Genomic DNA, 12,581 nt, shown 5'->3' with positions numbered 1-12,581 from the left:
AGCTGCGACGCACCATCCGAAAAAGAAAACACACCCCAGACGAAAAAACTGCGCCCGGGACCTCCCTCGCTATCGATTCACAATTGCCGGGAGCTTTCGAACGGCCACATCAAAAAGACAGGTACACGCTGGATACGACGCCGGAATGATCGCGACGTTCAAAGAGAGGAATCAATAAAGAAGGGAGAAAACCCAAACGACAGAAAGCAAAAAGCCCGCAATGAATGCGGGCTTCTTGGTATATGGTGCACTCGACAGGATTCGAACCTGTGACCGCTCGGTTCGTAGCCGAGTACTCTATCCAGCTGAGCTACGAGTGCATTTGTTGCCGCGCATTATAGGCCGTTAAATCTTTTTGTAAAGCACTTTTTCTAGTAATTTCAACAACTTACAGAAGAAGCCAGATTACAACGAACTAAGTAAATAATGGCGGAGAACGGGGGATTCGAACCCCCGACACCCTTTTGAGGTGTACTCCCTTAGCAGGGGAGCGCCTTCGGCCACTCGGCCAGCTCTCCGCAACACGGGGCGTATATTAACCAGCTTTCTCCCCGTTTGCAAACAAAAAAAACGATAAAAATTAATGGCTTGGTTCTTCGTCCTTCTCTTTCTTTATCCGCAGGTAAATTTCTTCACGGTGCACCGCTACCTCTTTAGGGGCGTTGACACCGATACGCACTTGATTTCCTTTGACGCCAAGCACGGTCACAGTGATTTCGCCATCACCAATAATCAGGCTTTCTGCGCACCGACGAGTCAGAATCAGCATACCTTTCTCCTCACGCATTTCATTTCAGGGACAACAGTCTGCAAAAAAAAGGGTATCGACCTACAACCAGGACGGCCGTAGCCCTACACGCCTAAGTATTGACTAGCGCGAGCAAAAGAACAGTTTTCTGTCACGCCGATCAAAAAAACAAAGGGCGCGGTAAACCGCGCCCTTCGGGCAACGCATCACTCGCCCTGTCGGGCCGGCGCGTCCAGTTCGAAAGCCGTGTGCAGAGCGCGCACGGCCAGTTCCAGGTACTTCTCTTCGATCACCACGGAAACCTTGATTTCCGAGGTCGAGATCATCTGGATGTTGATGCTTTCCTTGGCCAGCGCTTCGAACATACGGCTGGCAACGCCCGCGTGGGAGCGCATGCCGACGCCAACGATCGAGACCTTGGCAATCTTGGTGTCGCCGACCACTTCCCGGGCGCCGATTTCACGGGCGGTGTTTTCCAGCACTTGCTGGGCTGCCAGGTAATCGTTGCGGTGCACAGTGAAGGTGAAGTCGGTGGTGTTATCGTGCGAAACGTTCTGCACGATCATGTCGACTTCAATGTTCGCGGCGCTGATCGGGCCGAGAATCTTGAAGGCCACGCCGGGAGTGTCTGGCACGCCACGGATAGTCAGCTTGGCTTCATCGCGGTTAAAAGCGATGCCGGAAATGATCGGCTGTTCCATGGATTCCTCTTCATCAATAGTAATGAGGGTACCCGGACCCTCCTTGAAGCTGTGCAGTACGCGCAGCGGAACGTTGTACTTGCCGGCGAACTCGACCGCGCGGATCTGCAGCACCTTGGAGCCCAGGCTGGCCATTTCCAGCATTTCTTCGAAGGTGATCTTGTCCAGGCGCTGGGCCACGGACACCACGCGCGGATCGGTGGTGTAGACGCCATCGACATCGGTGTAGATCTGGCATTCGTCAGCCTTCAGGGCTGCCGCCAGCGCCACGCCGGTGGTGTCGGAACCGCCACGACCGAGGGTCGTGATGTTGCCGTGCTCGTCAACGCCCTGGAAACCGGCGACAACAACCACGCGACCAGCCTTCAGGTCACCGCGAATTTTCTGATCGTCGATCTGCAATATGCGCGCTTTATTGTGCGCGCTATCGGTCAGAATCCGCACCTGGTTGCCGGTATAGGAGACTGCCGGCACGCCGCGCTTGATCAGCGCCATGGCCAGCAGTGCGATCGTCACCTGCTCACCGGTGGAAACGATCACGTCCAGCTCGCGAGGAACCGGCTGACCGTCGCCGCTGATTTGCTTGGCAAGGTCGATCAGACGGTTGGTTTCGCCGCTCATGGCCGACAGTACAACCACCAGGTCGTCACCGGCTTCGCGGAATTTTTTCACCTTGTCGGCGACCTGCTCGATTCTTTCGACGGAACCGACCGAGGTACCTCCAAATTTCTGTACGATCAAAGCCATTTCTAAGCCGCCTCAGCCCGTAAAGGGGCGCCCATTAATCAATCAAACTGCGCAGCTCCAAAGCCCGCCACTAGACGACAGGCTCGGCTTGGAACCTTAAATCCCCTGCTCGACGAACGGAACGGTCAGGGCCAGCGCGGCATCCAGCGCAGCGGCATCGACGCCACCGCCCTGCGCCATGTCCGGACGACCACCGCCCTTCCCGCCCACCGCCGCAGCGGCTTGCTTCATCAAATCACCGGCTTTGAGTTGGCCAGTCAGGTCCTTGGTTACGCCCGCAACCAGTACGACCTTTTCCTCATGGACACTGCCGAGCAGGATCACTGCGCGACCGAGTTTGTTTTTCAACTGATCGACCAGCGCCAACAGCGCCTTGCCGTCCTGACCGTCCAGGCGCGCCGCCAGCACTTTCGCGCCTTTGACATCCAGCGCCTGCGCCGACAGGTCGTCGCCAGCGGCACTGGCGGCCTTGGCCTGCAGCTGCTCGAGCTGTTTCTCCAGCAGGCGGTTGCGCTCCAGCACGGCCGACAGCTTGTCGATCAGGTTGTCGCGGCTGCCCTTGACCAGGGTCGCCGCTTCCTTGAGTTGCTCTTCCGCAGTGTTCAGGTACGCCAGTGCCGCGGCACCGGTGACTGCTTCGATACGACGTACGCCCGAGGCCACACCGCCTTCGCTGATGATTTTCAGCAGGCCGATATCGCCGGTACGGTTGGCGTGGATACCGCCACACAGTTCAACGGAGAAGTCGCCGCCCATGCTCAGTACACGCACGCTGTCGCCGTACTTCTCGCCGAACAGCGCCATGGCGCCCTTCTGCTTGGCGGTGTCGATATCGGTTTCTTCGGTTTCCACTTCGGTGTTCTTGCGAATCTCGGCGTTGACGATGTCTTCCAGGGCCTTGATCTGCTCAGGCTTGATCGCTTCGAAATGACTGAAGTCGAAGCGCAGGCGCTGACTGTCGACCAGCGAGCCCTTCTGCTGCACATGCTCACCCAGCACCTGGCGCAGAGCGGCGTGCAGCAAGTGGGTGGCCGAGTGGTTCAGCGAAGTGGCGTGACGCACTTCGGCATCGACCTGGGTTTGCACCGGAGCGCCAACGGTCAGGCTGCCGCTGGCCAATACGCCGTGATGCAGGAAGGCACCGCCGGTCTTGGTGGTATCGCGCACGTCGAAACGCGCGCTGCCCGCTTGCAGGTAACCGCAGTCGCCGATCTGGCCACCCGACTCGGCGTAGAAAGGTGTCTGGTCGAGAATGACCACGCCCTCTTCGCCTTCGCTCAGCACGTCGACCGATTGCCCTTCCTTATAAAGAGCAACCACCTTGGCCGCACCGCTGGTGGCACGATAACCGGTGAACTCGGTAGCCACATCGACCTTGACCAGGCTGTTGTAGTCCATGCCGAAGGAGCTGGCGGAACGGGCACGTACGCGCTGGGCTTCCATCTCGCGCTCGAAACCTTCCTCGTCGAGGGTCAGCTCGCGCTCGCGGGCGATGTCGCCGGTCAGGTCCATCGGGAAACCGTAGGTGTCGTACAGTTTGAACACCACATCGCCCGGCACCACAGTGCCTTTGAGCTCGGCCAGGTCCTGCTCGAGGATCTTCAGGCCCTGCTCCAGGGTCTTGGCAAACTGCTCTTCTTCAGCTTTCAGCACGCGCTCGATATGCGCCTGCTGGGATTTCAGTTCCGGGAAGGCTTCGCCCATCTCGGCGACCAGCGCGGCCACGATCTGATAGAAGAAGCTGCCCTTGGCGCCCAGCTTGTTGCCATGACGGCAAGCGCGGCGAATGATGCGACGCAGCACATAACCGCGACCTTCATTGGAAGGCAGCACACCGTCCGCGATCAGGAAGCCGCAGGAACGGATGTGGTCGGCCACGACTTTCAGCGACGCCTGGGCGTCGTTGGTGCAACCGATGGCCTTGGCCGCCGCGTTCAGCAGGCTCTGGAACAGGTCGATTTCATAGTTCGAGTGAACGTGCTGCAGGACCGCACTGATCCGCTCCAGGCCCATGCCGGTGTCCACCGACGGCGCTGGCAACGGATGCAACACGCCATCGGCGGTGCGGTTGAACTGCATGAACACGTTGTTCCAGATCTCGATGTAACGGTCGCCATCCTCTTCCGGCGAGCCCGGTGGGCCGCCCCAGATGTCGGCGCCGTGATCGTAGAAAATCTCGGTGCAAGGACCGCACGGGCCGGTATCGCCCATGGTCCAGAAGTTGTCGGAGGCGTAGGGCGCGCCCTTGTTGTCGCCGATACGGACCATGCGCTCGGCTGGAACCCCGACTTCCTTGGTCCAGATGTCATAGGCCTCGTCATCGCTGGCGTAGACAGTGACCCAGAGCTTTTCTTTCGGCAGGTTCAGCCACTTGTCGGACGTCAGGAAAGTCCAGGCGAAGGTGATGGCGTCACGCTTGAAGTAATCGCCGAAGCTGAAGTTGCCCAGCATTTCGAAGAAAGTGTGGTGACGGGCGGTGTAACCGACGTTTTCCAGGTCGTTGTGCTTGCCGCCGGCGCGCACACATTTCTGGCTGCTTACGGCGCGGGTATAGGCGCGCTTTTCCTGGCCCAGGAAGCAGTCCTTGAACTGGTTCATCCCCGCGTTGGTGAACAGCAGGGTTGGGTCGTTGCCCGGAATCAAAGAGCTGGAGGCTACACGGGTGTGGCCTTGCTCTTCGAAGAAGCGAAGGAAGGCTTCACGGATTTCTGCGCTTTTCATTAGGTTCTTCCACGGAGACTGCGGCCAAAGGCCTGTGCGAAACGTCATCAGACGAAACGACGGCAAAGGGCCGCATTATATCGGCCCTGAGCTTGGGGTACAGCGTGTTTATACGATAGAGACGGTCAATTGGACGGCTAACACTGTCAGTTGCGGGAAAAATCGATAAAAGTCCCGATGACTTGCTCGATTTGTGCACGACTGACGTCCATATGGGTGACCATCCGCAGCCGCGACGCGGCGCTCAGCCTGATCCCGCGCTCACCGGCGAAGGCCTTGAGGGCCTCTGCCCTGTCACCCATCGCAACATAGACCATGTTGGTCTGCACCGGCTCGACCTCATAGCCCGCCTCGCGCAGCCCCTCGGCCAACAACTGGGCATTGGCGTGGTCATCGGCCAGGCGCGTTACATGATGATCGAGCGCATACAGGCCCGCCGCGGCCAGAATCCCGACCTGGCGCATGCCGCCACCGACCATCTTGCGCAGGCGTCGAGCCTTGCCGATCAGCTCCGCCGAACCGCACAGCACCGAGCCCACCGGCGCGCCCAGGCCCTTGGACAGGCACACCGAGACCGAATCGAAGTGCTGGGTAATCTGCCGCGCATCGACACCCAGCTTGACCGCCGCGTTGTACAAGCGCGCGCCGTCCAGGTGCAGGGCCAGGCCATGCTCGCGGGTGAAGGCCCGGGCCTGCGCCAGATAGCTCAACGGCAGCACCTTGCCCTGCATGGTGTTTTCCAGCGCCAGCAGGCGGGTACGGGCAAAGTGGAAATCATCCGGCTTGATCGCCGCGGCGACCTGGGTCAGGTCCAGCGAGCCATCGGCCTGGACTTCCAGCGGCTGGGGCTGGATCGAACCCAGCACCGCCGCCCCGCCGCCCTCGTACTTATAGGTATGCGCCTGCTGGCCGACGATGTATTCGTCGCCACGCCCACAATGGGCCATCAAGCCCAGCAGGTTGCTCATGGTCCCCGTTGGCACGAACAGCGCCTCGGCGAATCCGAGGCGCTGCGCCAGTTCGGCTTCCAGGCGGTTGACCGTTGGATCTTCGCCGTAGACGTCATCGCCCGTGGCCGCTGTGGCCATTGCCTCCAGCATGCCTGCCGTGGGTTGGGTAACGGTGTCACTGCGAAGATCGATAACGCTCATGAATCAGGCCTCGGCAAAGGGACGCGAACGTCACTGCGGATAGGGAAATTCTTTCGAACTGAATTACTACGGGCACAAACGCGATTTATCAAGGCCCGCTCGGGAAAAGCCCGTCGATGGACAGGAAAAACCGATGCTTATCATCCAAAAGCCGCAATGCATCGCCGAAAAATATGTGTTACAAACTCACCGCCGCCGCAAAGCCCGGTGGCAACGTTCTCAGGGCGGGGTGTAATTCCCCACCGGCGGTAATTGCGCGCAATGCGCATAGCCCGCGAGCGCTTGGCGACAGACACCGCTTCGGCGGCGAATGACGGCAAGGTCAGCAGACCCGGTGTGATCCCGGGGCCGACGGTCATAGTCCGGATGAAGAGAGAACGGGATTGGCGCCAAAGGGCCGTCCACAGACCTGCGCGCGACTGCTTGTGCGCCTGGCCCGTACGTACCCTTAAATCCCTTTCGATTCATAACGCCCTGTTTTTCACACAAACAGGAGTCAGAACAGATGCAACCCACCGCAATCGATAGCAAAAGCAAACAACATCACGGCGAACGCGTGGCGTTTATCCAGGCCTGCTGGCACAAGGAAATCGTCGACCAGAGCCGCAAAGGTTTCGTCAGCGAGATGCTCGCCCAGGGTTATCAGGAAACCGATATCGACTTCTTCGAAGTCGGCGGCGCCTTTGAAATTCCACTGCACGCCAAGCTGCTGGCCAAGTCCGGCCGTTATGCCGGCATCGTCGCCGCGGGCCTGGTGGTGGACGGCGGTATCTACCGCCACGAGTTCGTCGCCCAGTCAGTGATCAGCGGCCTGATGCAGGTCCAGCTGGAAACCGAAGTGCCAGTGTTCTCGGTGGTCTTGACCCCGCACCACTTCCACGCCGGCGAAGAACATCAGAAGTTCTTCTTCGAGCATTTCGTGCACAAGGGCCAGGAAGCGGCGAAGACCTGCGCCGATACCCTGCACAAGACTCGCGCCCTGCGCCGTCATGAGCAGCGGGTAGCGGTGTAAGCGTCAGACGCTGAAAGCAAAATCGCGAGCCAGCTCGCTCCTACAGGGATCGAGCTGGCTCGCGATGTTTTTGTAGCCGCTGCCTCGGGCCGTGATATCAGGCCAGGCCGTCAGCCGTGGTCGGCACGATCAGGATCCCGGCACGCAGGCCGTTTTTCACCTTGGGGTTGGGGAAAATGATCCGCGCGCCCTTCTCCTCGACTATCCAGCGGGTCTGGGCAATGTCGTCGGCCAGCAGGTAACCCACTTCCAGTTCGGAGAAATTCTCGATATCCGCCGGCAGGTGCAGGTGGAAGGTATCGCTGTGCTTGATGATTTCCCGAGCGACGCTGAACAGCTGCAAGCCATCCAGCTTCTCCTCCGCCATGGGCGGTTCGCGGCCTTCGATGATCTGCTTCAGACGGGTTTCCAGACGCTCGACATTCACCCCCTGGTTCTGCCCGAACGGCCGGGCCTTGCCCAGTTCCAGGGTGAAAGACTCGGCGTCCAGCTTGTCGTAGGTATAGGAGCTGAACACGATGGACGGCTTGTTCTGCAGCAGCACCGCCTCCATGCCCGCGGCCCGCAGGCGCACCAGCTCCCGGCGCGAGTGCTGGCGACCTTCCTTCCACGGATACAGGGCGAACTGTTCGATCTTCGAACCGCGGATCGCCGTGTGCAGGTCGTAGTGCAGGCGGGTACGGTCCGGCAGGCTGAAGAAACTCGCCGCCAGGCGCTCCAGCTCGCAGGCGCGCAAGGCTTCGCTGCCACTGCTTTGTTCGTGACGGCCGTTGAACAGCCGGTTGATGTCCTGCTCGATGAAACGATCGCCGCGGCGCATGGCCTCGGGGTTGCCGAACAGAAACAGAATGCGTGCGCACGGCTTGAGGTCGCCGCGGGCGATGTCGTGCAACAGACGGTCGAGCAACTCGATCGGTGCCGTCTCGTTGCCGTGGATGCCGGCCGACAGCAGCAGGTCCATGCCATTGTCACGTGCCTGAGGTGGCCGGACTTCCAGCGCACCTTCGCTCAGCCAGCGCATCCGCACGCCGTCGACAGTCAGTTGAGTCTTCTCCGCCGGTTCACGACCGGCGAGGGTCAGTTCAAGCAGTTTGCCGAGGGCGAGCATAGAACGTTATTCCTTAATGGTCGTGCTGACAGTCAGGGCCGTGCACGTGATCGTCGTCACCAGCGTCGGCCGGTTCCATTTCCAGTTGCAGACTTACCAGATTAGTCGCCAATGGACGCAACAGCAGGTTGGCATACTCTTCGTCGCCTTCCTCGACGTCCACGCCGATCAGCAGCTGGCCGCGGCCGTCCTGCTGGATCCACAGTTCCTTGCCTTGCCACATCACGGCAACGCGGGTGCAGGAAGTTTCCAGTTGAGTGCCATCGGTGTCTTCAAGGATCAGCTGCAGGGTATCGCTCATTTATTACGCTCTCATCTGGAGGTAAAGCGGCGCGCCTGGATCAGCGGACTCAGGCGCGGGCTTTTAATTGATCTGGAATGGATAAACCGCGCCCAGTTTAAGGATTTGCGTCAGTTCATCCAGTGCCGTCCGGCACTCAAGCAGCAATTGCGGGTCCGCCAGATCGTTTTCGCTCAGGCGGTCGCGGTAGTGCTTGTCGACCCACTGGGTCAGCGTGCCGTACAACGGCGCGGTCATGATAACCCCTGGGTTGACCGCCGCCAGTTCGGTTTGGTTGAGCGCGACCCGTAGCCGCAGGCACGCCGGGCCACCGCCGTTCTGCATGCTCTGCTTGAGGTCGAAGACTTTCACCTCGCGGATCAGGCCGCCGGAGCTGGTCAGGCCTTGCAGGTACTGCCAGACGCGCTCGTTGCCGCGGCACTCTTCCGGCACGATCAGCAGCATCGAGCCATCGGCACGGGACAGCAGCTGGCTGTTGAACAGGTAGGAGCGCACCGCGTCTTCCACCGTGACCTGCGAGCGCGGCACGCAGATCGACTGGAAGTTGCCGCCACGCTTGCCCAGCTTGGCCTGCAGCTCGGCGAGCATCTTGTCGGTCTCGAGGAACGCGTCCTCGTGGTAGAACAGCACTTCGCCGTTACCCACCGCGATCACATCGTTATGGAACACGCCCTGGTCGATCACCGACGGGTTCTGCTGGGCATACACCACACCGTCGTCGCTCAGGCCGTGCAGCCGGGCGACGGCCTGCGAGGCTTCCAGGGTCTGGCGCGCCGGGTACTTCTGCGGTGCCGTGTAGCGGGTATCGAAGGCACTGCGACCGAAGACGAAGAACTCGACACCGGCCTGGCCATAGTCGCGGCAGAAACGGGTGTGGTTGGCCGCGCCTTCATCGCCGAACTGCGCCACCGCCGGCAGCGCCGCGTGATGGGCGAAGTGCTTCTGGTCGGCGAACATCGCCCCCAGTACGCGACTGGTGGTCGGGTGCTCGATGCTGCGGTGATATTTGCAGTTCAGGTTGGCGGCGGTGAAATGCACGCGACCATCAGCGGTGTCGGCACTCGGGCTGACCGTGGCGGCGTTGGCCACCCACATGCTCGACGCCGAGCAGCTGGCGACCAGCAGCGGCATCGCATCCTTGGCGGCGCGCTCGATGACCTGCGCATCGCTGCCGGAAAACCCCAGGCGACGCAGGGCGGCCACATCCGGGCGTTCCTGTGGCGCCAGCACGCCTTGCTGGAAACCCATTTCCATCAGCGCTTTCATTTTCGCCAGGCCCTGCAGCGCGGCTTCCTTGGGGTTGGAAGACTGCTGGCTGTTGCTCTGGGACGCGACGTTGCCGTAGGACAGGCCGCCGTAGTTATGGGTAGGCCCCACTAGACCGTCGAAATTGACTTCATAGGATTTCATCAGCGAGGCTCCACGAATCTGTTTTTTATATGTGACATCTGCAAGGCCGCAAGCGACCGCTTCACGGTCGATCGCAGCCTGCGCCAGCGGCGACAGAGATCACTCTCCTGTCACCGCGGCGCACTGCGATAAGGCCCGCAGGGCCTTCCAGCGCATTCAAACCACCTGTTACGACAGGCGTACACCCGGCGTCAGCGCGCTCGGCAAGGTCAGGCTCGCGGTTTCCAGCGACGCCACCGGGTACGCGCAGTAATCCGCCGCGTAATAGGCACTGGCGCGATGGTTGCCGGAGGCGCCCACACCGCCGAACGGCGCGCTGCTCGCGGCACCGGTCAGCTGCTTGTTCCAGTTGACGATGCCGGCCCGGCTTTCCAGCCAGAACTGCTGGTAACGCGCCTCGGAATCCGACAGCAGGCCCGCTGCCAGACCGTATTGGGTGTTGTTGGCCTCGGCGATCGCTGCTGCGAAATCGGCGTAGCGAATCACTTGCAGCAAAGGCCCGAACAGTTCTTCGTCCGGGCGCTCGGCCACGGCGGTCACGTCGAGAATGCCCGGGGTCAGCAGTGCGGCCTGATCCTGCGGCTGGGTCATTGCCAGCAGCGCCACGGCGCCATTGGCCAACAGGTTTTCCTGGGCCTGCATCAGCGCGCGGGCAGCACCAAGGGAAATCACCGAGCCCATGAACGGCGCCGGCTGCTGGTCGAACGCACCGACCTCGATGGTCGAGCTGACCGCTACCAGGCGCTCCAGCAACTGGTCGCCCCAGGCGCCTTGCGGCACCAGCAGACGGCGCGCGCAGGTGCAACGCTGGCCGGCGGAAATGAAGGCCGACTGAATGATGGTGTAGACCGCCGCGTCCAGGTCCGCGACCTGATCCACCACCAGCGGGTTGTTACCGCCCATCTCCAGAGCGAGGATCTTGTCCGGACGGCCGGCGAACTGCTGGTGCAGGTGATTGCCAGTCCGGCTGGAGCCGGTGAAGAACAGACCGTCGATACCCGGGTTGGCAGCCAGGGCGATGCCGGTTTCCCGCGCGCCTTGCAGCAGGTTCAACACACCCGCCGGCAGGCCGGCTTCGATCCAGCACTTGACGGTCAGCTCGGCGACTTTCGGGGTCAGCTCGCTGGGCTTGAACAGCACGCTGTTACCCGCCAGCAGGGCAGGAACGATATGACCGTTAGGCAGATGGCCAGGGAAGTTGTACGGGCCAAACACCGCTACCACACCGTGAGGCTTGTGCCGCAGTACCGCGGTGGCGTCGCCCAGCGGGCCACTCTTCTCGCCGGTACGTTCACGGTAGCTCTGCACCGAGATCGCGACCTTGTTGACCATGCTGGTCACTTCGGTGGCGGCTTCCCACAGCGGCTTGCCGGTTTCTTCACCGATGCAGCGGGCCAGTTCGTCGGCATGGCTTTTCAGGCTGGCGGCAAAGGCTTCCAGCACCGCGATACGCTCGTCCAGCGAACGCTTGGCCCAGGCCGGGAATGCCTGGCGCGCGGCCTGCACCGCACTTTCAACCTGGGCGACGGTGGCACCGTTGCCCGACCACAGCACCTGCTGGGTCACTGGATTCAACGACTCAAAGGCTTCGCCCTGGCCTGGCAGCCATTGGCCTGCGATGTACAACGTGTTCATTATTTCGACTCCCGGGAAGCAGACAGCGCAACGGCACGGACCTGATCGCCCGCATTGAGTTGCAGGCGTTTGGCGGTCAGCGCATCAACCACCAGGGTGCCCGACGCGAAGCGCGCGGGTGCGGCGGTGATCCGGCAGTCCTCGCGCTTGCGGTTGTGAATCAGGAAAGGCGTGGCGTCGTCGCCTGGCGTGCCGATGGCCAGCACCAGCGCCTGGCTGTCGCGCACCGCGCGGATCTTGGCGGTTTCACACTCCACCGCCGGGCCGGCGTCGAAGATGTCGACGTAACCCTGGTAGCTGAAACCCTCGCTCTTGAGCATGGCCAGCGCCGGCTCGGTATCGGTGTGCACCTTGCCGATCACGTTGCGCGCGCCCTCGGAGAGGAAGCAGGTGTACAGCGGGAACTTCGGCATCAGCTCGGCGATGAACGCCTTGTTGCCCACGCCGGTCAGGTAGTCGGCCTGGCTGAATTCCATCTTGAAGAAGTGCCGGCCCAGGCTTTCCCAGAATGGCGAGCGCCCGGCTTCATCGGACATGCCGCGCATCTCGGCGATGATCTTGTTGCCGAACAGCTGCGGGAATTCGGCGATGAACAGCATGCGTGCCTTGGCCAGCATGCGACCGTTGAGGCCGGTGCGGTAATCGGCGTGCAGGAACAGCGAGCACAGCTCGGAATTGCCGGTCAGGTCGTTGGCCAGGAACAGCGTCGGAATCTCGCGGTAGATGTTCAGCTCCTGGGAGGCGCTGACGGTCAGGCCGACCCGGAAGTTGTACCAGGGCTCGCGCAGGCCTACCGCGCCGGCAATCGCGGAAATCCCCACCACGCGACCGTTGTCGTCCTCGAGCACGAACAGATAATCCGCGTCGCCCCGCTCGGCTTCGCCACGGAAGGTCTTTTCCGCCCAGCCCACGCGGTGTTTCAGGCGCTCTTCGTTGGCCGGCAAGGTGGTAAGGCCGGTGCCGGTGCTGCGGGCCAGGTCGATCAGAGCGGGTAAGTCGCTGCTGCGTACGGGACGAACGATCATGCTATCTCCTCAGACGGGCGCC

General features: G+C 61.4%; 10 protein-coding genes, 2 tRNA genes and 1 riboswitch. Of the genes, 1 reads left to right on the top strand and 11 read right to left on the bottom strand.

Annotated elements, in window-relative coordinates; genetic code table 11:
• Positions 1–243: 243 nt before the first annotated feature.
• From J4D52_RS03930 to ltaE, 6 genes are all read right to left on the bottom strand, one after another.
• Positions 244–320 (bottom strand) — tRNA-Arg (locus J4D52_RS03930).
• 107 nt (positions 321–427) lie between these two features.
• Positions 428–518 (bottom strand) — tRNA-Ser (locus tag J4D52_RS03925).
• A gap of 62 nt (positions 519–580) precedes the next feature.
• Positions 581–769, bottom strand: a complete 189-nt coding sequence (csrA, locus tag J4D52_RS03920) for a carbon storage regulator CsrA (protein WP_002554426.1) — start codon at positions 767–769, stop codon at positions 581–583.
• A gap of 185 nt (positions 770–954) precedes the next feature.
• Positions 955–2,196 (bottom strand): aspartate kinase, encoded by a 1,242-nt coding sequence (locus J4D52_RS03915; protein WP_007921569.1) that lies wholly within the window; start codon positions 2,194–2,196, stop codon positions 955–957.
• 96 nt (positions 2,197–2,292) lie between these two features.
• Positions 2,293–4,917, bottom strand: a complete 2,625-nt coding sequence (gene alaS / locus J4D52_RS03910; RefSeq protein ID WP_063432684.1) for an alanine--tRNA ligase — start codon at positions 4,915–4,917, stop codon at positions 2,293–2,295.
• 146 nt (positions 4,918–5,063) lie between these two features.
• Positions 5,064–6,068 (bottom strand): low-specificity L-threonine aldolase, encoded by a 1,005-nt coding sequence (gene ltaE / locus J4D52_RS03905; RefSeq protein ID WP_063432685.1) that lies wholly within the window; start codon positions 6,066–6,068, stop codon positions 5,064–5,066.
• 211 nt (positions 6,069–6,279) lie between these two features.
• Positions 6,280–6,451, top strand: a riboswitch (FMN riboswitch).
• 122 nt (positions 6,452–6,573) lie between these two features.
• Between ltaE and J4D52_RS03900 the strand changes: the two genes are divergently transcribed.
• Entirely contained in the window at positions 6,574–7,080 is a 507-nt protein-coding gene (locus J4D52_RS03900; RefSeq protein WP_025805741.1) for a 6,7-dimethyl-8-ribityllumazine synthase, read from the top strand.
• Positions 7,081–7,177: 97 nt separating this feature from the next.
• Here J4D52_RS03900 and astE read toward each other — a convergent pair whose 3' ends face one another.
• The 5 genes from astE to astA all read right to left on the bottom strand — a co-directional run bounded on the left by astE (position 7,178) and on the right by astA (position 12,559).
• On the bottom strand, positions 7,178–8,188 hold the full coding sequence (astE, locus tag J4D52_RS03895; protein WP_102676810.1) for a succinylglutamate desuccinylase: 1,011 nt from the start codon (positions 8,186–8,188) through the stop codon (positions 7,178–7,180).
• Positions 8,189–8,201: 13 nt separating this feature from the next.
• Positions 8,202–8,489 (bottom strand): hypothetical protein, encoded by a 288-nt coding sequence (locus J4D52_RS03890; RefSeq protein ID WP_007921560.1) that lies wholly within the window; start codon positions 8,487–8,489, stop codon positions 8,202–8,204.
• Between the two features lie 63 nt (positions 8,490–8,552).
• Positions 8,553–9,899, bottom strand: a complete 1,347-nt coding sequence (gene astB, locus J4D52_RS03885; protein WP_063432687.1) for an N-succinylarginine dihydrolase — start codon at positions 9,897–9,899, stop codon at positions 8,553–8,555.
• Between the two features lie 168 nt (positions 9,900–10,067).
• Entirely contained in the window at positions 10,068–11,537 is a 1,470-nt protein-coding gene (gene astD / locus J4D52_RS03880) for a succinylglutamate-semialdehyde dehydrogenase (RefSeq protein WP_164485816.1), read from the bottom strand.
• Positions 11,534–12,559: an arginine N-succinyltransferase gene (gene astA, locus J4D52_RS03875; protein WP_007921553.1), complete on the bottom strand. Its 1,026-nt coding sequence runs from the start codon at positions 12,557–12,559 to the stop codon at positions 11,534–11,536. Before astA ends, astD begins: the two co-directional genes overlap by 4 nt.
• Positions 12,560–12,581 lie beyond the last annotated feature (22 nt).

This window comes from Pseudomonas sp. GW460-12-10-14-TSB1 (assembly GCF_017349775.1).
In the GTDB taxonomy this organism is placed as follows: domain Bacteria; phylum Pseudomonadota; class Gammaproteobacteria; order Pseudomonadales; family Pseudomonadaceae; genus Aquipseudomonas; species Aquipseudomonas piscium.
Note: the sequence above shows the minus strand (reverse complement) of the source record. Positions and strands in the feature narration are given on the sequence as shown.

Coding starts and splice junctions, on each gene's coding strand:
- ltaE (WP_063432685.1), bottom strand. CDS start 6,068: ATGAGCGTTATCGATCTTCGCAGTGACACCGTTACCCAACCCACGGCA.
- J4D52_RS03900 (WP_025805741.1), top strand. CDS start 6,574: ATGCAACCCACCGCAATCGATAGCAAAAGCAAACAACATCACGGCGAA.
- csrA (WP_002554426.1), bottom strand. CDS start 769: ATGCTGATTCTGACTCGTCGGTGCGCAGAAAGCCTGATTATTGGTGAT.
- astA (WP_007921553.1), bottom strand. CDS start 12,559: ATGATCGTTCGTCCCGTACGCAGCAGCGACTTACCCGCTCTGATCGAC.
- astE (WP_102676810.1), bottom strand. CDS start 8,188: ATGCTCGCCCTCGGCAAACTGCTTGAACTGACCCTCGCCGGTCGTGAA.
- alaS (WP_063432684.1), bottom strand. CDS start 4,917: ATGAAAAGCGCAGAAATCCGTGAAGCCTTCCTTCGCTTCTTCGAAGAG.
- J4D52_RS03915 (WP_007921569.1), bottom strand. CDS start 2,196: ATGGCTTTGATCGTACAGAAATTTGGAGGTACCTCGGTCGGTTCCGTC.
- J4D52_RS03890 (WP_007921560.1), bottom strand. CDS start 8,489: ATGAGCGATACCCTGCAGCTGATCCTTGAAGACACCGATGGCACTCAA.
- astB (WP_063432687.1), bottom strand. CDS start 9,899: ATGAAATCCTATGAAGTCAATTTCGACGGTCTAGTGGGGCCTACCCAT.